Raw genomic sequence first — 23,119 nt, 5'->3', positions numbered from 1 at the left:
TTTATTGAGTCAAGCTCAAAGATTAAAACAAACGATTAGCTACGGTTATGACGCTTACGTTCGTTTTCAGTTAAGAATCTCTTACGAACACGGATGTTCTTAGGCGTGACTTCGACTAATTCGTCATCATCGATGAACTCAAGCGCTTGCTCAAGTGACATGTTGATTGGCGGAGTCAGTACTTGCGCTTCGTCAGTACCAGAAGCACGCATGTTGGTTAGCTGCTTACCTTTCAAACAGTTAACTGTTAGATCGTTAGAGCGAGCGTGAATACCAACAACTTGGCCTTCATATACTTCAGCAGCGTGGCCAATAAAGAGGCGACCACGGTCTTGTAGACCAAATAATGCGAAGGTTAATGCTTTACCGGTAGCGTTTGAAATCAATACGCCGTTAGCGCGTTGACCAATGTCACCACCTTTGTGCGGTGCATAGTGATCAAACGAGTGGTAAATCAAACCAGTACCAGAAGTAGCAGTTAAGAATTCAGTTTGGAAACCGATTAAACCACGGCTTGGGATGATGAAGTCGATACGTACACGACCTTTACCATCAAGCTGCATGTCTTTCATTTCAGCTTTACGGATACCCAATTTCTCGATAACAGATCCTTGATCTTCTTCTTCAACGTCAACAGTTAACGTTTCGAATGGCTCACAAAGTTCACCGTCGATAGTCTTAAGAATTACTTCTGGGCGCGATACGGCTAACTCGTAACCTTCACGACGCATGTTTTCAATCAAGATTGAAAGGTGTAATTCACCACGGCCTGATACACGGAAACGATCTGGAGATTCAGTTTCTTCAACACGTAGTGCTACGTTGTGAACTAATTCAGTTTGTAAACGCTCAAGAATGTTACGTGAAGTCACATACTTACCTTCTTTACCCGCGAACGGAGAAGTGTTTACTTGGAACGTCATTGTCAGTGTTGGTTCATCAACAGTTAACGGCGGCATAGCTTCAACGGCACCAACGGCACAGATGGTGTCAGAAATCTTAAGCTCGCCTAGGCCTGTAATCGCAACGATGTCACCAGCGTTTGCAATGTCTACTTCGTGACGGTCAAGACCCATGTAACCTAATACTTGGCCCATTTTACCGTTACGGGTTTTGCCATCAGCGCCAATAATAGTGACTTGCTGGTTGGTCTTAACGCTACCACGGTTGATGCGACCGATACCGATAACACCCACGTATGAGTTGTAGTCGATTTGAGAAATTTGCATCTGGAATGCACCTTCCGCGTCAGCGTCAGGGAAAGAGACTTTCTCAACGATGGTTTGGAAAAGTGGAGTCATGTCTTCGCTAACGACATCTGGATCTAACGTCGCGAAACCATTTAATGCTGATGCATATACAATTGGGAAATCTAACTGCTCGTCAGTTGCACCTAAGTTGTCGAATAGGTCGAATACTTGGTCAATAACCCAATCAGGACGCGCACCTGGGCGGTCAATCTTGTTGATAACAACGATTGGTTTAAGGCCTTGAGCAAAGGCTTTCTTAGTTACGAAGCGAGTTTGTGGCATTGGGCCATCAACTGCGTCAACCAGTAGCAATACTGAGTCAACCATAGATAGAACACGTTCTACCTCACCACCGAAGTCGGCGTGACCTGGGGTGTCAACGATGTTGATGCGGTAGTCATTCCACTTAATAGCAGTGTTTTTTGCCAGAATGGTGATACCACGTTCTTTTTCAAGATCGTTAGAATCCATAACCCGCTCAGTAGCTTCTCCACGAGATGCAAGGGTTCCTGACTGCGCCAACAATTTGTCTACCAAGGTTGTTTTACCATGGTCAACGTGGGCAATAATGGCGATGTTACGTAAATTCTCTAGCACGGATAAACCTCTAAACCATCAAAAAAAAAGGGGGCTTTATAGTGTTTGCATAATGATAGACACTATAAAAAGCGTGCCATTCTACTCCACAGGGAGCATTGCGGATAGGATTATTTTTGAGCAAGGCTAAAACAATCCCTTTCTGGACCGGCTTTTCTTAGGGCTCAGAGGGCCAGTTTTGAGCCATTTCGCTCAAGAGATGAGTTCACCTGCTTCTTTTGACGCTATATTGATGACAATAATAGAACGGGCTTAAGCTGAAATCTAAATTAAGGGGCGGTTAGTGCTGAGGCTTAGCTGCCCTTTGAAACTAGCCAAGGGCCAAGTATTGACGCTCTTCGGCAGCGAAGGCGCTGCAACTGCCTGTTCATACTAGTATGGCTTGCACCATAACGGTGCGTTGTGCTGCACCATTATGGTGATTATTGGTTTTTTAGACATAGCGTAGATTTTATATTCACAATAATATCAATGTATTATATTGTTGGCATGTAAATCGCTTTATGTGGAATATCTTCATCGATGCATGATTTTATTGCAGCATAAGAGTGCATAGGCAAGCGCACCTTAAATTGACCATCGATGAACCTAAATTATAAAAAGGCACCCCCTTTATCTTACTGGAGAGTCAAGCATGTCTGTTGAATCAGTGTTAAAGCAACTTGTAGAATTAGAAGTTAAGTTTGTTGATTTACGTTTTACCGACACTAAAGGTAAAGAGCAGCACGTTTCTATTCCTTCTCATCAAGTCAATGAAGACTTTTTTGAAGACGGTAAGATGTTTGACGGTTCGTCTATCACAGGCTGGAAAGGCATTAACGAATCTGACATGGTGCTGATGCCAGACCCAACGACGTTCGTGTTAGATCCTTTCACAGAAGAAACCACAGCACTTATTCGTTGTGATATTTTAGAGCCTGGTACCATGACAGGTTATGACCGTGACCCACGTTCTATCGCTAAGAAAGCTGAAGCTTACTTAGTCTCTACCGGTATCGCAGACACTGTTTTTATTGGTCCAGAGCCAGAATTCTTCTTATTTGATGACGTGCGTTTTGGCACGGATATGTCGGGTTGTTTCGTTAAAATCGACGCGAAAGAAGCGGCGTGGAACTCAGGCACTAGCTATGAAGATGGCAACACAGGTCACCGTCCTATGGTGAAAGGCGGTTACTTCCCAGTTGCTCCTGTTGATTCATCACAAGACTTACGCTCAGCCATGTGTCTAGTGCTGGAAGAAATGGGTCAAGTGGTTGAAGCCCATCATCATGAAGTGGCTACCGCAGGTCAGAACGAAATCGCTACACGTTTTAACACCCTAACTAAGAAAGCGGATGAAATCCAAATTCTTAAGTATGTGGTTCATAACATGGCTCACGCTTATGGTAAGACGGCAACCTTTATGCCTAAACCAATCGTGGGTGACAATGGTAGCGGTATGCACGTGCATATGTCGCTTGCTAAAGACGGCACTAACCTGTTCGCTGGTGACAAGTATGCAGGGTTAAGTGAAATGGCATTATTTTACATTGGCGGTATTATTAAACACGCCCGTGCATTGAATGCTTTTACTAACCCAAGCACTAACTCGTACAAGCGTTTAGTACCACATTTTGAAGCGCCAGTGATGCTAGCGTATTCTGCGCGTAACCGCAGTGCGTCAATCCGAATTCCTGTGGTACCAAGCCCTAAGGGTCGTCGTATCGAAGCGCGTTTCCCAGATCCACATGCAAACCCATATTTAGGTTTCGCGGCACTATTAATGGCAGGTCTTGACGGTATTCAAAACAAGATCCATCCAGGTGAAGCTATGGATAAAGACTTGTATGACTTACCGGCTGAAGAAGCGGCTGAAATCCCACAAGTGGCAACATCTCTTGAAAATGCCCTTGAAAACCTTAAGGCAGATCATGAGTTCTTAACTAAAGGCGGCGTATTTAGCGAAGATTTCATCCAGTCTTATATCGCCATCAAGACTGCTGAAGCTGAGCGCGTGGCCCGTACCACTCACCCATTAGAGTTTGAGATGTACTACAGCCTATAAGCTATAAGTATTGCTGCGAGGTGAATGATTGACCTTGCGACATCAAATATTAAAAGCCCAGAGCATGCCTCTGGGCTTTTTCTTTTTATGACTGAGTGTATATACGCAAATAACCTTAAGATACGAGTCTCAGAGTGCCCTAGGCGCTCCGTCCCGGCGAGTTTTAACCAACTTTATGCTGCGTTGACTATTTTTAACTTAGTCCACTAGGTCTGCAAATAGCCGCCTTGCCTAAAGTAGGTTAAATTCCCGCTGCATTCTGCATCTTGATGTTACTTGGGTATAGTACTTGCTTAGCATCGCATGAGTGGTTAGCTTGGTGGTTAATTTATCTATTTGGTGTTTAGTATTTATCTATAAGGCTGATTATGTGGCAAAAATTAACCCCCTATCATGATGCTATTATTCTCTTGGCTGCATTGCTATTGGGCAGTGTGCTGGGATTAGTTTGGCCGACACAAGCGTTAGCACTGCAGCCTATAGGGCAAATCTTCCTCAACCTTTTGTTTATGATCATAGTGCCCTTGGTGGCGATTAGCGTGACGGCCTCCATTGCCCGTATGACAGACTTGAAGCGTCTTGGACGTATTTTAGCTTTGATTATGGCGGTATCCATTATGATGGCGGCCATTCCAGCTGTGGGGATCACCTTGCTGGCTTTAGTGTTTGATCCCGCTCAAGGCGTGCAATTGACCCTAAATGAGGCTGTTGACACTGGCACAGGCAGTATGGATTTCGTGAACCTGCTAACCACCAATGATTTTGCCGGCTTGTTATCTAAATCCAATATTTTGGCCTTGATTATTATGTCTGTGCTCACAGGTATCGCTATCGGCCAGTCCGGCACAGATGGCGAGCGGGTCTCTGGTATGTTGGCCAGCCTCAATACCGTGGTGATGAAGCTAGTGTCTATCTTAATGAAGTTAGCACCCCTAGGCCTTGGCTGTTATTTCGCCGCCACTATGGCAAGTCAAGATGTGTCACTGTTAGGTACTTTTGCGCGGGCAATAGGATTGTTTTTCCTCGCCACCTTAGTGTATTTGATTGTTGGCTCAAGTTTCTATGCATGGCTTGGCGGTGGTCGCCAAGGTGTACGCATCTTTTGGCGTCATGCCATCACTCCTGCGGCTACGGCTCTAGGCACTAGCTCCTCCCTTGCCACCTTGCCAGTTAATTTGCGGGCGGCGCAAAAAATGGGCATAGATGATGCCACTGCCGAGATTTGTTTGCCGCTGTTAGTGAACCTGAATAAAGGCGGCGCCGCCATGATAACTGCCCTAAAAATCGTGTTTATTTATTCACTGCTTGGGCTGGCGTTCACCCCCGAAGTGTTTGCCTTAACCATCTTGATTGCCGTGTTGTCGGCGTTTGTGATTGGCGGGGTACCGGGCGGCGCTTTTTTAGGAGAGATTTTTATTGTTACTACCTTGGGCTTGCCGCTGGAAACCATCCCTATTTTAGTGGTGCTAGGGGCGGTCACAGATGCGGCTTCTACTGTGGTGAACGTAGTGCACGACCTTAATGCGACTCAAATTATTGAGCGCATCATGGGAGGCACCACTAAGACAGAGATTGAGTCACCTGGTCAATAAATTGCTCAATATCCTTGAGGTCATTATAAAGGTGGGGCGAGACTCTAACCCCTAGGCATCTGGCATCCACGGCGATATTGACGGCTTTCAAAGCATTAAGTATTTGGGTTTGTTTGTCTTTGAAATCGAGGATCACAGTGCCGCTGCGCTTAGCTGTATCTGTTGGGGAGTTCAATTGTTGAGGGAAAGCTTGGATCAGCTTATCGACTAAGTGTTGATTATGGGCTTGCAGCACAGTGGGCGCCTGTTGATTAAAATAGCCTATGCTGTGGGCTGCTAGAGCATAGGGGGCTATGCTTGGGGTGCCGCCCCAAAATCTCAATGCACTGGGGTGATAGCGAAAATCGTGGATATTAAATTCGAAGGGATTCTCATGGGAAAACCAGCCCACATCCACAGGTTCACAATCGGTTAAATGCTTAGGGTTCACCCATAAATAGGCCGCTCCGGGTCCTGCACATAGCCATTTCACCGCTGAGCCAATCATAAAATCAACATCAAGCTGCTGTAAATCTAGGTTTATGATGCCAGCGGACTGAGCCACATCCACCAAGCTTAAACAATCTAGCTGCTTACTGAGATCAACTATCTCTGCCACCGGGGCCTGCTGACCTGTGTTGGAGTACACTTGGCTGATAAATACGAGGCTGATACTTGGCTGCATATATTGCTGCCAAGTGGCTATGTCTGTGATATCAGCTTTTTGTGGGATAAAGCGAATGTCACAATCGGGAAGAGCACGACTCAGAGCAAAGCCCATGCTAGGGAAGTCTTGCTCGCTCATCAGAATTTGTGCCTTTGGCGCGCGAAGTCTAGGGTGTGACATCACTAATTTGCACAGGGCGCTAGATAGATTCACCTGAGGGCAGAAACACTCGGGCTTATGATTAAAAAGCGTGGCTAGCGCCTGTTGAAACTCAGTGATAATGGCAAGCCATTGACCCCAGGGCTCAGTATTACCCTCTTGCCAGGGGCTAAAAAAATCATTCACAAAAGCGGCGTGGCTAGTGATAAGCGGCCGCCCCACAGAATGGCTCAACAGATAAACCCCGTGTTTGGGTAAGCAGAAGTCTTGTTTGTATGAGCGTATTTGAGTTTCAGCTGTCATTATCATATTAGTAGGCTCGCTTTTAGCGCCTCAATATCATCGAAACGTGTGGCGATGTCCCGTCTTGGGCTGGCTGCGCGTTTGTCTTTAAGCTTCTCAAGGCTTGCAAGCAGTACTTCTAAAGGTGGGCCACTGGCGGTGACGGTATCCAGATGCTGCTGCCCGAGTTGTTTTGATGGCGCTGTGATGTATTTGCTGACTAGCTGCTCATGATGTTGAATTGCTGTGGCGCCATGAAGTTCACAGGCTGTTAAAAACTCGCGCAAATTTGCTTGATACCAAGCTTGCTGGCTATGTTCTCTGGCATTGAGAAAATCATTCATCAAGCTTTCTCTTCGCATACAGTCCCTCAGCAGGGTCTGATCTTCAGGCATCATGTAGAGAAACTTATCCACTAATAACTGGGAATAGCTGGGATCATTGGCGACGCACAAGCCTAATTGTAAGTCGATGACATTGATGCCAGCAAAATCACCGGCGTTAGCACCGCGAAATACCTGCGAGCCAACCCGGTAAGGTTTGTAATAGGGGCGGACACAATTGAAAAAACGTTCGCTGTCTAAGCGCTCAAAAAGAATAGCGTTAGAGTCAATCACTTGCTGCAGCGCCTGTTGACACACAATAAGTAAGTCATGGCTAATGGGGTGCGAAATACCCAATGGCTGAATTTTTAGTAGTGCATCTGCAGCGCGCTTGTAGGCCAAAATGCCGCGAGTATTGTAATCCACAAACAGCTTTTCATCAGCCAAGCTAGTAAAGCGTTTATAGGTGCCATTAATAGCACTGTTGTGACTGGTGAGGTGGGCTGTGGCAAAACGCGGCGTAACCCCTATTGAAGCCCCTATGTGCATCGCCAGCGCCGAGGCTTCTGTTAAAGGGGAGTGGGTTTCGCGGCTAGGTTCGGTGATTTCGTGGCGGCGACAAGCTGCCATATACAGGCCGACATTACCGAGTAAATCGAAAGCGGCATCGAAGCCTTGATCAGTATTACCTTCCAGTAATAAGGATTTAATAAGCGCTCGGCCTTCATTTTCTAATGCCAGCTTGATGTCTTGGCCAATGCCTGCGACGTTGGCTTTATCGGATTGCTGAAAATATAAGACTTCTAATTCATCGTTGAGTTCGACAAAACGGTGACGGATCCATTGGTCGAAGGCATAAGTATTAGTGGTTAATGCTTTCATTTCATTCCAACAAAATTAACTTCCCATAAAGTTAACCTAGCATGATAGTTGGCTGAATTTTAATCTGAACTGATTGAAATCTGTGGATTAAATAGACTAAAGATGTAAAGTTTAACTTCCGAATGATGGCTGGCGAGGTTGTAAATGGTTCGCTGGGATAAAATGGATGCCCTTTGAGCTCATGGCCAAAGGACATCACAGCATTTTAAGGGGGTTAGCCTTGACTCATTGACTCAATAAAGCGGTTGGAATCGCGGATAGACTTGTTCATGGCTTTGAGCAAACTTGCGATGTCTGTCTTTAAAGTGCCGAATTCACCTTTAATGGCACCTATGGCTTGAGCGTTCAGGTTATGCTTCAAATACAGCATATTATCTTTCATCGCGGTCAAAATAGGTGGCATCTTAGCCTCGGCGCGACGCATACTCTTGAGTAAGGTATTGTAGAGTCTCTGAGTTTCTTTAAGCTTGGTTTGGCTGCTATTACGCAGGCTGGCTTTGCTTATTTCATCGATTTCTGCCTGCCATTCTTCGAATAAAGCATCGGCGACATCTTCGACTCGCTCGATGCGATCACTGACCCTATCTGCCGCGGATTTTGCCGACTCGTATTCATCTTTGGCTTTTTCATAGCTGGCTTCTAAATTGCCGCCGTCTATCGCTAATAAGCTTTGTAGCTCCTCGAGTGCCGAACTAAATTCTTGCTGAGCATCCTGTTGCGACTCTTTGGCGTCTTGGACCCTGTCTAGCATGATGTCACGCTTATGATAGCCGACTTTCTCCATGGCGCCATAATAGGCGCTTTGACAAGCACTCAGGCATAAACAACCACTAAGTAGCAGTAAAGATAAGTATTTTTTCATCATTTCTACTCTATATTTATTGGGTGCTCGACTTAAACATGGCGGCATCTATGATGCTCCACAGATGGAAAATACCGCCAATTACGGCAGGAATGATCAACACCCAGAAAAAGTAACCTAGACCTGTGATAATAAAAAACAGTAAGGCGGCTAGGATGCGACCCTGTACCAACTGGCCGAGTCCGGGGATAAAAAAACTTGCAATGGCGGCAATGACATTGCCTGCTGAACCTTGTTGTGACATCAATTTGCTCCCAAGCGTTGTAAAATTCGTGTTATAAAGTGCTAAAACATAGTAACCAGTTAAAACCCTAATACCAATTTTTTAAAGGATAATTGTGGATATACAACAACAGACACGTGGATTTCGCTATTTCTATATATCCGTTTGGCGATTTATCTTACATCTAAAAGCCCGTTTGATTGATGATCAAATCAATATTCGTGCCGGACATTTGGCTTATGTGACCTTGCTTTCCTTAGTGCCTATGATAGCCGTGACCATGTCCATGCTATCGGCCTTCCCCGTTTTTAAAGGCATACGTGTCAATATAGAGTCCCTCGTTTATTCATATTTTTTACCCGCAGCAGGGGATTCGGCTCAGGTCTATATCAATGAGTTTGTTAATAATGCTTCTAAAGGAACCTTCGTCGGCATCATTGCCTTATTAGTTGTGGCTATTCTATTGATATCGGCGATAGACAAGGCATTGAACAATATCTGGCGAACAACGGAAAAACGCTCCTTAGTGGTGTCCTTTTCGATGTATTGGATGGTACTGACTTTAGGGCCAGTATTAATGGGGTCAAGTTTAGTGGCCACCTCTTATGTGGTCTCCCTCGAGCTCTTTAGTCAAAGTGAATTATCTGGTCTGTTACCTTGGCTGGTAGAACGATTACCTATGCTGTTCTCTGTGGCATCTATCTTATTACTGTATATGGTAGTGCCGACTCAAAAAGTGAGGTTTTTCCACGCCTTGCTCGGTGCAGTGGTGGCGGCGCTACTATTTGAGGCGGGTAAGCGTGCCTTTGCCTATTACGTGACTCAATTCCCAAGTTATGAAGCCATCTATGGTGCATTGGCCACAATTCCAATCTTGTTCGTTTGGGTGTATTTATCTTGGATGATAGTGCTGGTGGGTGCCGAAATAACTGCGGCTCTGCCTGAGTACTTAGACGACCCTTTCGAAAAGGACGGCACTAAGGCAACCACAGCCTTGACTGAAAATAAGGAAGTAGATGAAAGTGAGCCTAATCAGGGTAACGATACGATAGCGTGAGGCCGGTCATAGCTATTTTCCATCAGATAACAGGTGTTGAGGAATTAAGCGTAAATGATAGCGTTAATACAAAGAGTCAAATCTGCCAGCGTGCAGGTAGATGCAGAAATAGTAGGTAAAATTGATAGTGGGCTATTAGTGTTTCTGGGCGTTGAGCAGCAAGATAATATAGAGGCCATGGAAAAACTGGCGACGAAAGTTATCAGCTACCGGATATTCAATGATGAAAACGGCAAAATGAACTTAAGCCTTAAGCAAGCGGGAGGCGCATTATTGTGTGTATCACAATTTACTCTGGCGGCCGACACGGGCAGAGGCCTTCGACCTAGCTTTTCAAAGGCAGCGACGCCAGAACAAGCCAATCATCTTTACGAAGCCTTTATTGACTACTGTCGTCTGCAAGGAGTTGAAACCCAAATCGGCCGCTTTGGTGCAGATATGCAAGTGTCACTGATTAACGATGGTCCAGTGACCTTTAATCTACAAGTATAGTTTTCTCAACTACAGACATAGGTTTCGCCATGGATAGCATCAGCACAGTGGCAATGACAGAGACAGCAGCAGAAACACAAGATGCCAAGGGCTGCGATCTTATAAAGAGAGATCTGCTCAGCCAACTTGAACGCACTTGGCACCAGACAATCCCAGTTAGTGAGTTTATGCAAATAGCGCCGCTCAGTTTTGATGATGAAATGTTCACGGTGACAGCCCCATTAACCCCGAATATTAATCTACATCAAACTATGTTTGCCGGCAGCATCTATACCTTAATGACACTAACAGGTTGGGGCATGGTGTGGTTACAGCAAAAGCGTCAGGGTATAACAGCAGACATAGTGCTAGCCGACGCCAAAATAAAGTATCACGCGCCAGTGACTGAAGCTCCAATGAGCCAAGTGATTTGGCCAGCGTCTACTAAGGCGCAGCTTGACAGCCAAACTGAAAGCCAAGCAACTGCGCCCTTAATATTGAATAGTGACTTTGCTGACTTATACCGTCGCAACAAGATGAGCCACCACTTAGAAGTGCACCTTTATAGCGGTAAAATCTTATGTGCGACCTTTAACGGCCGTTATGTGTCACTTAAAAAGCCAATATGAGTCATTAAATCGATTGTATGGCTATTTTTACGTTAAGAACTCTTCTTATTGGCACCATAAAAACTCAAATTGTGGGTAACTTTGGGGGTAAATGGTGCATATCGTGTAGTTAAGTGGATAAGATGCAAAAAGATCGCTAAAAGGCGATTTTTTTACACAAAAGCGCTTGCGTAAAATTCTAAGCTCCCTATAATGCGCAACCACTGACACGGCAAGCGGCTCAGGCCATTATTGCGGTAACTAACGAGTCAGTTTGAAACCTTCAAATAGAATGTTTCAAAGCGAAAAGAAAGTTTGAAAAAACACTTGACGCTGACAACGGATTGCGTAGAATACGCAGCCCAAGCCAACGACCTAGCGTCTAACGGCCGCTGAATAAAAAACTAAGTTTTTTATGTTAGCAACGTTCTTTAACAATCTAATCAAGTAATCTGTGTGGACACTCACAGGTATTGAGTTATTCGAAATTGCTTCTTCTTAGGAAGAGCAATCAAAAAATTACAACTCAATGCAACGATGAATGTCCATAGCAATATGTACAAAAGACTTTGTTAACTTCGGTTGATAAAGCAATCAGAATTCATTGAGCCGTTCTCCACTCTTAATTGAGTGGGAACAAAAAACTTTAATTGAAGAGTTTGATCATGGCTCAGATTGAACGCTGGCGGCAGGCCTAACACATGCAAGTCGAGCGGCAGCGGGAAGTAACTTGTTACTTTGCCGGCGAGCGGCGGACGGGTGAGTAATGCCTAGGGATCTGCCCAGTCGTGGGGGATAACAGTTGGAAACGACTGCTAATACCGCATACGCCCTACGGGGGAAAGGAGGGGACCTTCGGGCCTTTCGCGATTGGATGAACCTAGGTGGGATTAGCTAGTTGGTGAGGTAATGGCTCACCAAGGCGACGATCCCTAGCTGGTCTGAGAGGATGATCAGCCACACTGGAACTGAGACACGGTCCAGACTCCTACGGGAGGCAGCAGTGGGGAATATTGCACAATGGGGGAAACCCTGATGCAGCCATGCCGCGTGTGTGAAGAAGGCCTTCGGGTTGTAAAGCACTTTCAGTCAGGAGGAAAGGTAGCGTGTTAATAGCACGTTGCTGTGACGTTACTGACAGAAGAAGGACCGGCTAACTCCGTGCCAGCAGCCGCGGTAATACGGAGGGTCCGAGCGTTAATCGGAATTACTGGGCGTAAAGCGTGCGCAGGCGGTTTGTTAAGCCAGATGTGAAAGCCCCGGGCTCAACCTGGGAATTGCATTTGGAACTGGCGAACTAGAGTCTTGTAGAGGGAGGTAGAATTTCAGGTGTAGCGGTGAAATGCGTAGATATCTGAAGGAATACCGGTGGCGAAGGCGGCCTCCTGGACAAAGACTGACGCTCATGCACGAAAGCGTGGGGAGCAAACAGGATTAGATACCCTGGTAGTCCACGCCGTAAACGATGTCTACTCGGAGTTTGGTGCCTTGAGCACTGGGCTCCCAAGCTAACGCATTAAGTAGACCGCCTGGGGAGTACGGCCGCAAGGTTAAAACTCAAATGAATTGACGGGGGCCCGCACAAGCGGTGGAGCATGTGGTTTAATTCGATGCAACGCGAAGAACCTTACCTACTCTTGACATCCACAGAAGCCAGCAGAGATGCAGGTGTGCCTTCGGGAACTGTGAGACAGGTGCTGCATGGCTGTCGTCAGCTCGTGTTGTGAAATGTTGGGTTAAGTCCCGCAACGAGCGCAACCCCTATCCTTATTTGCCAGCACGTAATGGTGGGAACTCTAGGGAGACTGCCGGTGATAAACCGGAGGAAGGTGGGGACGACGTCAAGTCATCATGGCCCTTACGAGTAGGGCTACACACGTGCTACAATGGCGAGTACAGAGGGTTGCAAAGCCGCGAGGTGGAGCTAATCTCACAAAGCTCGTCGTAGTCCGGATCGGAGTCTGCAACTCGACTCCGTGAAGTCGGAATCGCTAGTAATCGTGAATCAGAATGTCACGGTGAATACGTTCCCGGGCCTTGTACACACCGCCCGTCACACCATGGGAGTGGGCTGCAAAAGAAGTGGGTAGTCTAACCTTCGGGAGGACGCTCACCACTTTGTGGTTCATGACTGGGGTGAAGTCGTAACAAGGTAGCCCTAGGGGAACCTGGGGCTGGATCACCTCCTTACCTATACGACTAACTCATACCTGAAAGTGAGCAATCGCCTTGAGTGTTCACACAGATTACTTGATAGAAAGAAAGAGAAAGATATCGAAAGGTATTTTTGAGGATTTTGATTCTTAATCAAGGCACTTGATGAGTCTCGCAGGGAGTGTGCGTTTAGCACATGACTGAGAAACGAAGAAAGTAACGCCGAGTAAGGCTCAAAAGACCAAAAAGAATGGGTCTGTAGCTCAGCTGGTTAGAGCGCACCCCTGATAAGGGTGAGGTCGGTGGTTCAAGTCCACTCTGACCCACCAAATCTTCCTTTATACTGCGTTATAAAGTTCGTCGTTTAGCAGGCTAAACGTCCTCACTTTATGCCTTGTCTAAAGTCGATTTGGCTTCGCCAACCATTATGGTTGGTACCGTGATATGTTTCTCGACTGTATGTAAAGGGGTTATAGCTCAGCTGGGAGAGCGCCTGCCTTGCACGCAGGAGGTCTGCGGTTCGATCCCGCATAGCTCCACCATTCTCTTTAAGAGATACATACATTAGGACAGAGATGCCAAAGATAAACGCAATTTTATCTTTGGCTTTTTTAAGCCCGCTCTTTAACAATTTGGAAAGCTGATAGTACTAACTAAAAGGCGCAGAAATGATGATTCGTTGTCGTTTGTGTGATTAGGTTAGTGCGAAAAATAATATTGATGCGCAAGCATAAATATGAGTTCTCAAAACACTTTATTAAGTGTCTTGAATATTTTTAAAACTAAGGCGTGTCCACTTCCTACCCGGAGGTGAGACAAGTAAAAACCAAGCTGGTCCCACTCTTTATTGAGTGAACGTATGACTCAGTGTTTTTCTTACTTTATCTCGATAAGGTAAGCGCAGTGATTCGATACGGTGTCTAAGCCGTGGAGCGAATGAGAAAGGAGTGTAGCAGCGCTACATGACTGACGAATGAGGTTCACAATAACGACAGCGTGATGAATAACAAGCGAAAAGAAGAAACCTATCTGGGTTGTATGGTTAAGTGACCAAGCGTATACGGTGGATGCCTTGGCAGTCAGAGGCGATGAAGGACGTAGTAACTTGCGAAAAGCGTTGGCGAGCTAGTAACAAGCATTTGAGCTAACGATGTCCGAATGGGGAAACCCGGCCACACAAGTGGTCATCATAACGTGAATACATAGCGTTATGAGGCGAACCTGGGGAACTGAAACATCTAAGTACCCAGAGGAAAAGAAATCAACCGAGATTCCCCTAGTAGCGGCGAGCGAACGGGGATTAGCCCTTAAGTCTATGGGGTGTTAGTGGAATGGTCTGGAAAGTCCAGCGGCACAGGGTGATAGCCCCGTACACGAAAACTAACCGTAGATGAAAACGAGTAAGGCGGGACACGTGACATCCTGTTTGAATATGGGGGGACCATCCTCCAAGGCTAAATACTCCTGACTGACCGATAGTGAACCAGTACCGTGAGGGAAAGGCGAAAAGAACCCCTGTGAGGGGAGTGAAATAGAACCTGAAACCGTATACGTACAAGCAGTGGGAGCGGTTCTTGAGACCGTGACTGCGTACCTTTTGTATAATGGGTCAGCGACTTACATTTTGTAGCGAGGTTAAGCGAATAGCGGAGCCGTAGGGAAACCGAGTGTTAACTGCGCGTTTAGTTGCAAGGTGTAGACCCGAAACCGAGTGATCTAGCCATGGGCAGGTTGAAGGTTGAGTAACATCAACTGGAGGACCGAACCGACTAATGTTGAAAAATTAGCGGATGACTTGTGGCTGGGGGTGAAAGGCCAATCAAACTCGGAGATATCTGGTTCTCCTCGAAAGCTATTTAGGTAGCGCCTCGAGCGAATACCATTGGGGGTAGAGCACTGTTAAGGCTAGGGGGTCATCCCGACTTACCAACCCTTTGCAAACTCCGAATACCAATGAGTACTACTCGGGAGACAGACAGCGGGTGCTAACGTCCGTTGTCAAAAGGGAAACAACCCAGACCGTCAGCTAAGGTCCCAAAGTACTAGCTAAGTGGGAAACGATGTGGGAAGGCTTAGACAGCTAGGATGTTGGCTTAGAAGCAGCCATCATTTAAAGAAAGCGTAATAGCTCACTAGTCGAGTCGGCCTGCGCGGAAGATGTAACGGGGCTAAGCTAGTCACCGAAGCTACGGGTGCATTTCATTAGAAGTGCGCGGTAGAGGAGCGTTCTGTAAGCCGTTGAAGGTGAAGGGGTAACCCACGCTGGAGGTATCAGAAGTGCGAATGCTGACATGAGTAACGATAAAGGGGGTGAAAAACCCCCTCGCCGGAAGACCAAGGGTTCCTGTCCAACGTTAATCGGGGCAGGGTGAGTCGACCCCTAAGGTGAGGCCGAAAGGCGTAATCGATGGGAAACAGATTAATATTTCTGTACTTCTGCTAACTGCGATGGAGAGACGGAGAAGGCTAGGCTAGCGCGGCGTTGGTAGTCCGCGTTTAAGGTGGTAGGTTGAATTCTTAGGCAAATCCGGGAATTCGTACTTTAATGTACAGGCTGAGAGCTGATGACGAGTCACTAAGGTGATGAAGTAGTTGATGCCATGCTTCCAGGAAAATCTTCTAAGCTTCAGGTTAGTAGGAATCGTACCCCAAACCGACACAGGTGGTCGGGTAGAGAATACCAAGGCGCTTGAGAGAACTCGGCTGAAGGAACTAGGCAAAATGGTACCGTAACTTCGGGAGAAGGTACGCTGCTGTTGGTGATGGGACTTGCTCCCTAAGCTGACGGCAGTCGCAGATACCAGGTGGCTGCAACTGTTTATCAAAAACACAGCACTGTGCAAAATCGCAAGATGACGTATACGGTGTGACGCCTGCCCGGTGCCGGAAGGTTAATTGATTGGGTTATCTTCGGAGAAGCTCATGATCGAAGCCCCGGTAAACGGCGGCCGTAACTATAACGGTCCTAAGGTAGCGAAATTCCTTGTCGGGTAAGTTCCGACCTGCACGAATGGCGTAATGATGGCCACGCTGTCTCCAGCCGAGACTCAGTGAAGTTGAAATTGCGGTGAAGATGCCGTATACCCGCGGCTAGACGGAAAGACCCCGTGAACCTTTACTATAGCTTGGCACTGAACATTGAACCTACATGTGTAGGATAGGTGGGAGACTTTGAAGCATGAACGCTAGTTTGTGTGGAGTCGTCCTTGAAATACCACCCTTGTAGTTTTGATGTTCTAACCTGGACCCCTTATCGGGGTTAGGGACAGTGCCTGGTGGGTAGTTTGACTGGGGCGGTCTCCTCCCAAAGAGTAACGGAGGAGCACGAAGGTTGGCTAAGTACGGTCGGACATCGTACGGTTAGTGCAATGGCATAAGCCAGCTTAACTGCGAGACATACACGTCGAGCAGGTACGAAAGTAGGTCATAGTGATCCGGTGGTTCTGAATGGAAGGGCCATCGCTCAACGGATAAAAGGTACTCCGGGGATAACAGGCTGATACCGCCCAAGAGTTCATATCGACGGCGGTGTTTGGCACCTCGATGTCGGCTCATCACATCCTGGGGCTGAAGTCGGTCCCAAGGGTATGGCTGTTCGCCATTTAAAGTGGTACGCGAGCTGGGTTCAGAACGTCGTGAGACAGTTCGGTCCCTATCTGCCGTGGGCGTTGGATGATTGAAGGGAGCTGCTCCTAGTACGAGAGGACCGGAGTGGACGAACCGCTGGTGTTCGGGTTGTCATGCCAATGGCATTGCCCGGTAGCTACGTTCGGAATCGATAACCGCTGAAAGCATCTAAGCGGGAAGCGAGCCCTAAGATGAGTCATCCCTAGAGCTTTAAGCTCTCTAAAGGGCCGTAGGAGACTACTACGTTGATAGGCAAGGTGTGTAAGCGTTGTGAGGCGTTGAGCTAACTTGTACTAATGACCCGTGAGGCTTAACCATACAACCCAGATGGGTTTTACTGATAACCTTAGTAATAGAAATAGAGCGCTTAATAAAGTGCGAACTCAAGCTCCTAAAAGAGCAATCAGCTTTCCGAATTATTAAATAAGGTAACAGCAGGTCCTAGGTTCTAGGTCCTCGCAGCGCAACGCGCGCCCTAGTACCTTGTTTAAACAAAATTTGTCTGGAAACCATAGAGCTGTGGAACCACCTGATCCCATTCCGAACTCAGAAGTGAAACACAGTATCGCCGATGGTAGTGTGGGGTCTCCCCATGTGAGAGTAGGTCATTTCCAGGCGCCTAATTTCTCGTAAGAGAAAGTCTCCTGATAATGACATATCAGCGACTTAAAAAGAATTTAGCATACTGCGTAAGCAACTTGCTAAAGGAGCGGTAGTTCAGTTGGTTAGAATACCGGCCTGTCACGCCGGGGGTCGCGGGTTCGAGTCCCGTCCGCTCCGCCAACTTTAGATGAAGGCCTTTGCAGAAATGCAAAGGCCTTTTTCGTTTTAATTGAAAAAGGCAAAGCGGTAGTTCAGTTGGTTAGACTCTTTATAAACAGAAGGCGGCCTGTCTCACGTGCCGTAGGCACATTCGAGTCCCGTCCGCTCCGCCAACTTTAGATGAAGGCCTTTGCAGAAATGCAAAGGCCTTTTTCGTTTTAATTGAAAAAGGCAATGCGGTAGTTCAGTTGGACCAACAATGTTCCAGACATTGTTTGGCATTCACCCTTCCATGGGGATTTTAGACTCTCTATAAATAGAAGGCGGCCTGTCACGCGTGCCGAAGGCACACTTTCGAGTCCCGTCCGCTCCGCCACTTACATCGAGGCCTCGTCATAAGACGAGGCTTTTTTGTATCTGAAATTTATATGCAAACTCGAAGCGAGCGGTCTTTCTCGGCCATATATGGACCCATCCGGTTTGCAAGGCATTCGATATTAATTTTGAGAAGAGTTCATTGCACCCATATATTCGGCCTATTTATGAGATTACCTCTGGCCCTGATGGATATGTGCTTCTACTTTCCTTATCATCCTTACGGCTTCTTTAGAGCCTATGCCGAAAAAAGGTTTTAAGTAGATCAGTCTGACTGTCTCATCATCAAATCAAGTGTCTAAGCAACTTGGTGGTTGGTAAAAAATTATCGTTAAAACATCAACATCGGCTTTGGATCTTTATACTGCCATCCGATATTCATCCTCTCTTGCTGCAATGACCCATGCTATTCGCGCTAGCTTGTTAGCCACTGCAACGCAAGCTCTGTTAAATCCTCGCCTTTCTGCAAGTGCTATTGCCCAGCGACTAAATCTATCTCCTTTACCATCACTATGGTAAAGGACAGCTCTTGCTCCATGGATAAATAAAGTTCGAAGATAAGCATTGCCGCGTTTACTGATCCCCAGCAAATTATCTTTACCGCCACTGCTGTGCTGTTTTGGCACTAGGCCGCACCATGCAGAAAAATGCCTGCCATTAGTAAAGTCTTTGCCTTCTCCTACTGCGGCATAAAATGCAGTTGCTGTTACAGGACCGATACCTGGTACACTTTCTAAACGCTGACATACATGATTGTTCTTCGTCTCTTGCTGCACCTGATTGTCACAGCGTTTAAGCCGCTCCTCGATACCGTTAAACTCTTCGTACAGTTGATAGAAAATGCTTCTACCTTTGGCGGTTAACTCATTGTCGGCGTTTTCTAGAATATCTGGCAGTTTTGACCTAAAAGACGCTTTTCCTTTTGTGATGACAATCCCGTACTCAGCGAGCATTCCTCTGACCTGATTAACCAGTGCAGTAGACTGCTTGCTAAGCCTTTCTCTCATTCGGTGTAACATCTGAATATCTTGTTGCTCTGCGGGCTTAGGTTGTACAAAGCGCATGTTAGGTCTTTGGGCTGCTTCCGCTATAGCAAGTGCATCGTTATAGTCATTTTTATTTCCCTGCCTGTAGGGAACAACATACTGAGGTGCTATTAATTTGACTTGATGGCCTACTTTCTCAAATTCCCTTGCCCAGTAATTTGCTCCACCACAGGCTTCCATGACGACCAGGCAGGGCTCTATCTGAGCAAGAAAGTGGAGCAAGTCTTTACGCTTTATCATCTTCTTTTTGACTAGTTTTCCCGCTTTGTTTACACCAACAAAATGAAAAACAGACTTTGCGATATCTAAACCAACTGTAGTAATCTTCATGGTGGACCCGTCCTCTTTGTTGATGAGTTTTAGCAACTACATCGTGGCCCATTGCGAGGCCGATTAAAAGTGGATGGGTCCATTCCATTATCCATGGCCTTCAAGACATTTGGTCATGCATGCTCTTCGTAGTTCAGTTGGACCTATTCGTTGCAACAAGCAGGTCCCATGTATTTTTTAGCATTCAACCCACTAATCCCATTTAAGATGTTTCGATATAGATCACACTACTCTAGTTGAAAATGAACTAGATTAGACTGCGATCTTTGTACTCAATTTACTGCGTATTATGCTTAAGGATGAAAGCATGTTAGCGAATCAAAATGTGAGAGCTAGGGTGCAAAATCACCAGCTCTTTTCTTCACTGAATGAGGCTCAGCTAGCTAAAATTTTTGCTACTGCTAGTCTTCTGCATATCAAGCCTGAACAAATGCTGTTTCATCAAGGTGAGTTAGCAAGCCGTTTTTATTTTGTCTTGGCTGGAACCCTACAGCTGTTTCGAACTAATGTTCAAGGACAAATGAAGGTTATCGAGGTGGTGCGTAGCGGTTGCACATTTGCAGAAGCACTCATGTTTAATAAGCAAACTCGCTTTCCTGTATCGGCTCAATCTGTGTCTGAGTGTGCTCTCGTAAGTTTTGATAGCGAGACTTATTTGCAGTTACTGAAACACAATCCCGATGCTTGCATCGCCATTATGGCTGATTTAAGTGTACGTATCCGTAAGCACATTAATGAAGTCGAAATGGTGTCGTTGCAGAATGCTCAGCATAGGTTATTGCTATTTTTACTCCGAAAGATGACCGTAGTTGGAGATAACCAAGGCGAAATTACTTTGGATATTCCTAAACGTTTACTGGCATCCCGTCTTTCTATTCAGCCTGAGACTTTCTCACGTTTGATTAAAAAAATGTCTCAAACTGGGCTCATTGCTGAGTCGCATGGGGTTATTCGTATTCCTGATGTGGCACTGCTTTATGCCAGCACAGATATTTCAATAACCCAGCCGACTTTCAATCAACAAGGGCCGAGCAGTGCTATTCCCCTAGTCTGCAATTAATCATCTGTAATTCATCTGGATTTGAGGGCAAGTGTTTCGACTGCGACTACACTTATATAGTTACTCAATTCACTTGCTTAGGATTTATCTGCGGCAGGTGATTTAAGCTTTATGGCTTTAGAGTGGCTTTCAAATAAATCCAAGCAGGGGGAAGTGATGGAAAGGGTGTTTATCATAGCGGCAAAACCAGAGGCCAGTGTCGATGTACTCGAACTTGGATTAAGTATCGCCAAATCCTTAGGGATGGTGGCAGAGGTGTTCGACTACCTTTATGAGCAATTTAATGGTGATGAGAAATATAATCCTAGGCTCGCCGGCGTCGCTAAACACGATATGTTAGCGGAAGCTAAAAACCGTCACACTCAATCCTTAGAAAAACTCGGCGCAGTGTCAACGCCATTGACCATAGAATGGGGCAGTCATCTTGCAGAGCATGCTATCTCCAGAGCCTCACCTGCGGATTACCATTTAATGATTAAAGCCGTGCATCCGGTACAGAGATTTATGCCTACTGACTGGCATCTAATACGTAATGCACGTATACCTTTGCTGCTTGTTACGGAGAAGCCGCTCAAGAATAGTAATATTACCTTAGTGAGCCTTAATCTGGATGATCCTAATGGTGATGAGAAAAACTTCTCATTGGTTGCACAAGGGCATAAATTAGCCAAAGCAACTGACACCGAACTGCATCTGGTGTTTGTTAAAAAAGTCTCAACCGTGATGAGAGATCTCGATCTTAGTTCACCTCAAGCCGAACTTGATGCGGCTCATGCAAAATACGATCAACGTTTGCAAAGTTTTGGCGTCGCAACAGAAGCACTGCATCTAATGGTCGGGGATCCAAAATTGTGTTTGATTGACCTGTCGTGCAAGCTTAAGAGTGCGTATTTAGTGGTAGGTACTGAGCAGCGCAAAGGCTTGATGGGATTGATGATAGGCAATACCGCCGAGGCGATTTTAGAGCATATTCATTCTAACGTTTTAGTGGTCCCCAGTAAGGGTGAGCCTTTACCTATTTAACCATCCAGTCGTATAGCCTCAACGCTTATTGGACGTTGAGGCGCTACAAGAATGCTGCGAATTAAAAGTGGCTTTTAACCTGTAAACGCCATTCCCACGCATTCACTTCCTGACCGTCGGTAAAAGGCACGGTTAAATCAATATGGGCCACATTGCCATAACTGGATTTAGATGAATAAATCCGTGCGCCTATCCCCACACTGCCAATGACGCCTTTCGCCTCATTATTGATATCGTTGCCGCCACTGGCTTGGCCTACATCTACAAAGGCCGCCCAACCTAGTTCGGCTAATTGGTATAAATTGATATTAGGGTAATAGCGCAATTCACTGGTGGCCGACCACTGATTATCACCATGTTGATAATCATTGGCATAACCTCTTACACCGGTTTCGTCTCCTAGGGCAAAAGGCATATCGATATAATTATTTTTCGAGGTGGCAATACGGGCTTTTGCATAGCCGGTCCATTTTGGATCAAACTGGTAAAAATATTCTGCTTGTAGTCCTAGATTAAAAAAGTCTGCCTGATTGGTCGACCAAGTCCCTTTGCCATCGATAGACAAGAGCAATAAATGATCATCGGCTCGGTAGCCTCTGCTACTAGAAGCCAACAAGTGGTAGCCAAGTGCACTGCCATCCACATCATTGACTTCAAAACCTAGACGTACTCTATGATGCCATCCTAGATTGAAATCTTCATTTTTATTAATAAGGTATACATTGTTTAACACGGTGAAATCATCTTGCAGATATTCGTAGCCAATCCAAGGGTATAAAAAGTCTCTGTCTTGGGGTAATGGGGTCGCTGGGAATAGGCTATCTAAACTCGGTGAAAACTGATGTTTATCTTGAGTGATACCGAGTGTGAAGCGAGATAGCTCATCGCTTTGCTTGTCGATTAAAAGGCCAAAACTCAGGTTGGCATAATTGACTTCATGCTCAAACTCCCCAGTATCTACTCCGTTCTGCCTTAGGGTGTCGATGCGAAGATCATCTAAGTATTCAGCGCCATAGCGATACTGGCTGCTCAGTTTATAGAAGGGTTTGTCGAATAATAAATGTGTGGTTTGCCCGTCACTATTATCGGAAAACTCAGCGCCAATAGTCGCGTGCTTTATATAATTAAAGGGGGCTTCGAAGGCAAATTTATAACCGCTTCTGTCTTCATTTGATTGATAACTCATGCGAGTTTTAATGCCATAGCCCAATAAGTTGTCTTCTTTTATACCGAAAGAGTAACGGGTATCGCCACCATGTTGGCTAAGATTCATCGTAGGTAATAATGACCAATTATCCCAAGTTTCAACTACTAAGGTGTCATTGGCTTTAGTGTCAGATGAGGGATCCTTTTGGGCGACGGTAATAGTAGCGTCACGTATAAAAGACTCATAGCGTAGTAGCCGCTGGGCTTCTTCTATTTCTTTTTCTGTGAGGCTGTCTCCCTCGATGAAGGTAAGCTTATGCTTAATCGTGCTTTCACGGCTATTGATATGCAGTTGATTTGCCCAGCGATGAATAAAAAAACTGTCAGGATCGGACAGGTCAAAAATGGGATGAGCGATAACGACAATATTTGTGACCTTAGTCTTGGCCGTGGATCCAGCATTATTGTCGGCAAGTTGTGGCTGCAGCGCTTGTTCGCTTAGGGCGTGAGGGCTTGGCATGCAAATTGATACACTAAGCAAGGTTATTGCCAAAGGGCCTTTCGACATATAGATCATCCTGTGTCCGTATCGATGAATCG

The 23,119-nt window shown here is 46.0% G+C and carries 14 protein-coding genes, 3 tRNA genes and 3 rRNA genes; 13 read left to right on the top strand and 7 right to left on the bottom strand.

Features of this window, described 5'->3' with window-relative positions; all coding sequences use genetic code 11:
• Positions 1-35 precede the first annotated feature (35 nt).
• The gene (typA, locus tag SDEN_RS17965; protein ID WP_011497871.1) at positions 36-1,847 is read right to left on the bottom strand and encodes a translational GTPase TypA; all 1,812 of its coding nucleotides are present in this window, start codon (positions 1,845-1,847) and stop codon (positions 36-38) included.
• A 634-nt stretch (positions 1,848-2,481) separates the two neighbouring features.
• Between typA and glnA the strand changes: the two genes are divergently transcribed.
• A complete protein-coding gene (gene glnA, locus SDEN_RS17960; protein WP_011497870.1) occupies positions 2,482-3,891 on the top strand; it encodes a glutamate--ammonia ligase in 1,410 nt (469 codons plus the stop codon).
• 368 nt (positions 3,892-4,259) lie between these two features.
• The gene (locus SDEN_RS17955) at positions 4,260-5,483 is read left to right on the top strand and encodes a dicarboxylate/amino acid:cation symporter (protein ID WP_011497869.1); all 1,224 of its coding nucleotides are present in this window, start codon (positions 4,260-4,262) and stop codon (positions 5,481-5,483) included.
• Here the strand turns inward: SDEN_RS17955 and SDEN_RS17950 are convergent.
• The 4 genes from SDEN_RS17950 to SDEN_RS17935 all read right to left on the bottom strand — a co-directional run bounded on the left by SDEN_RS17950 (position 5,452) and on the right by SDEN_RS17935 (position 8,881).
• Positions 5,452-6,597: an aminotransferase class V-fold PLP-dependent enzyme gene (locus SDEN_RS17950; protein ID WP_011497868.1), complete on the bottom strand. Its 1,146-nt coding sequence runs from the start codon at positions 6,595-6,597 to the stop codon at positions 5,452-5,454. The genes SDEN_RS17955 and SDEN_RS17950 overlap by 32 nt on opposite strands.
• Positions 6,594-7,775 carry a PrnB family protein gene (locus tag SDEN_RS17945; protein ID WP_011497867.1) on the bottom strand — a complete coding sequence of 394 codons (1,182 nt, stop codon included), beginning with the start codon at positions 7,773-7,775 and terminating at the stop codon, positions 6,594-6,596. Before SDEN_RS17945 ends, SDEN_RS17950 begins: the two co-directional genes overlap by 4 nt.
• Before the next feature lie 214 nt (positions 7,776-7,989).
• On the bottom strand, positions 7,990-8,637 hold the full coding sequence (locus SDEN_RS17940; RefSeq protein WP_011497866.1) for a DUF2959 domain-containing protein: 648 nt from the start codon (positions 8,635-8,637) through the stop codon (positions 7,990-7,992).
• Between the two features lie 16 nt (positions 8,638-8,653).
• A complete protein-coding gene (locus SDEN_RS17935; RefSeq protein WP_011497865.1) occupies positions 8,654-8,881 on the bottom strand; it encodes a hypothetical protein in 228 nt (75 codons plus the stop codon).
• 94 nt (positions 8,882-8,975) lie between these two features.
• Between SDEN_RS17935 and SDEN_RS17930 the strand changes: the two genes are divergently transcribed.
• The 9 genes from SDEN_RS17930 (at position 8,976) to SDEN_RS17890 (ending at position 17,560) form a co-directional block, all read left to right on the top strand.
• Positions 8,976-9,917, top strand: a complete 942-nt coding sequence (locus SDEN_RS17930; protein WP_011497864.1) for a virulence factor BrkB family protein — start codon at positions 8,976-8,978, stop codon at positions 9,915-9,917.
• Between the two features lie 54 nt (positions 9,918-9,971).
• Complete coding sequence (dtd, locus tag SDEN_RS17925) at positions 9,972-10,409, top strand: D-aminoacyl-tRNA deacylase (RefSeq protein ID WP_011497863.1); 438 nt, start codon at positions 9,972-9,974, stop codon at positions 10,407-10,409.
• Positions 10,410-10,462: 53 nt separating this feature from the next.
• On the top strand, positions 10,463-11,017 hold the full coding sequence (locus SDEN_RS17920; protein ID WP_049763106.1) for a thioesterase domain-containing protein: 555 nt from the start codon (positions 10,463-10,465) through the stop codon (positions 11,015-11,017).
• Positions 11,018-11,643: 626 nt separating this feature from the next.
• A 16S ribosomal RNA gene (locus tag SDEN_RS17915) occupies positions 11,644-13,186 on the top strand.
• Positions 13,187-13,402: 216 nt separating this feature from the next.
• Positions 13,403-13,479, top strand: a tRNA-Ile gene (locus tag SDEN_RS17910).
• A 137-nt stretch (positions 13,480-13,616) separates the two neighbouring features.
• Positions 13,617-13,692 (top strand) — tRNA-Ala (locus SDEN_RS17905).
• 498 nt (positions 13,693-14,190) lie between these two features.
• Positions 14,191-17,095, top strand: a 23S ribosomal RNA gene (locus SDEN_RS17900).
• 183 nt (positions 17,096-17,278) lie between these two features.
• Positions 17,279-17,394: ribosomal RNA gene (gene rrf / locus SDEN_RS17895) — 5S ribosomal RNA — on the top strand.
• The 16S, 23S and 5S rRNA genes sit together here with 3 tRNA genes alongside, the layout of an rRNA operon.
• An 89-nt stretch (positions 17,395-17,483) precedes the next feature.
• Positions 17,484-17,560, top strand: a tRNA-Asp gene (locus tag SDEN_RS17890).
• Positions 17,561-18,273: 713 nt separating this feature from the next.
• On the opposite strand, the gene SDEN_RS17885 is transcribed toward SDEN_RS17890, so the two are convergent.
• On the bottom strand, positions 18,274-19,290 hold the full coding sequence (locus tag SDEN_RS17885; RefSeq protein ID WP_011495048.1) for an IS110-like element ISSde4 family transposase: 1,017 nt from the start codon (positions 19,288-19,290) through the stop codon (positions 18,274-18,276).
• Between the two features lie 307 nt (positions 19,291-19,597).
• On the opposite strand from SDEN_RS17885, the gene SDEN_RS17880 reads away from it, so the two are divergent.
• Positions 19,598-20,350, top strand: a complete 753-nt coding sequence (locus SDEN_RS17880) for a Crp/Fnr family transcriptional regulator (protein WP_011497861.1) — start codon at positions 19,598-19,600, stop codon at positions 20,348-20,350.
• A 111-nt stretch (positions 20,351-20,461) separates the two neighbouring features.
• Positions 20,462-21,373 carry a universal stress protein gene (locus SDEN_RS17875; RefSeq protein WP_011497860.1) on the top strand — a complete coding sequence of 304 codons (912 nt, stop codon included), beginning with the start codon at positions 20,462-20,464 and terminating at the stop codon, positions 21,371-21,373.
• 61 nt (positions 21,374-21,434) lie between these two features.
• Here SDEN_RS17875 and SDEN_RS17870 read toward each other — a convergent pair whose 3' ends face one another.
• Positions 21,435-23,087, bottom strand: coding sequence for a ShlB/FhaC/HecB family hemolysin secretion/activation protein (locus SDEN_RS17870; protein WP_011497859.1), 1,653 nt, complete (start codon positions 23,085-23,087; stop codon positions 21,435-21,437).
• Between the last annotated feature and the right edge of the window lie 32 nt (positions 23,088-23,119).

This window comes from Shewanella denitrificans OS217, from assembly GCF_000013765.1.
In the GTDB taxonomy this organism is placed as follows: Bacteria; Pseudomonadota; Gammaproteobacteria; order Enterobacterales; family Shewanellaceae; genus Shewanella; species Shewanella denitrificans.
The sequence above is the reverse complement of the archived record's forward strand: the minus strand, read 5'-3'. Positions and strand labels throughout refer to the sequence as shown.

Coding starts and splice junctions, on each gene's coding strand:
- SDEN_RS17950 (WP_011497868.1), bottom strand. CDS start 6,597: ATGATAATGACAGCTGAAACTCAAATACGCTCATACAAACAAGACTTC.
- SDEN_RS17940 (WP_011497866.1), bottom strand. CDS start 8,637: ATGAAAAAATACTTATCTTTACTGCTACTTAGTGGTTGTTTATGCCTG.
- SDEN_RS17875 (WP_011497860.1), top strand. CDS start 20,462: ATGGCTTTAGAGTGGCTTTCAAATAAATCCAAGCAGGGGGAAGTGATG.
- glnA (WP_011497870.1), top strand. CDS start 2,482: ATGTCTGTTGAATCAGTGTTAAAGCAACTTGTAGAATTAGAAGTTAAG.
- SDEN_RS17935 (WP_011497865.1), bottom strand. CDS start 8,881: ATGTCACAACAAGGTTCAGCAGGCAATGTCATTGCCGCCATTGCAAGT.
- SDEN_RS17870 (WP_011497859.1), bottom strand. CDS start 23,087: ATGTCGAAAGGCCCTTTGGCAATAACCTTGCTTAGTGTATCAATTTGC.
- SDEN_RS17955 (WP_011497869.1), top strand. CDS start 4,260: ATGTGGCAAAAATTAACCCCCTATCATGATGCTATTATTCTCTTGGCT.
- SDEN_RS17945 (WP_011497867.1), bottom strand. CDS start 7,775: ATGAAAGCATTAACCACTAATACTTATGCCTTCGACCAATGGATCCGT.
- SDEN_RS17880 (WP_011497861.1), top strand. CDS start 19,598: ATGTTAGCGAATCAAAATGTGAGAGCTAGGGTGCAAAATCACCAGCTC.
- SDEN_RS17885 (WP_011495048.1), bottom strand. CDS start 19,290: ATGAAGATTACTACAGTTGGTTTAGATATCGCAAAGTCTGTTTTTCAT.
- dtd (WP_011497863.1), top strand. CDS start 9,972: ATGATAGCGTTAATACAAAGAGTCAAATCTGCCAGCGTGCAGGTAGAT.
- SDEN_RS17920 (WP_049763106.1), top strand. CDS start 10,463: ATGACAGAGACAGCAGCAGAAACACAAGATGCCAAGGGCTGCGATCTT.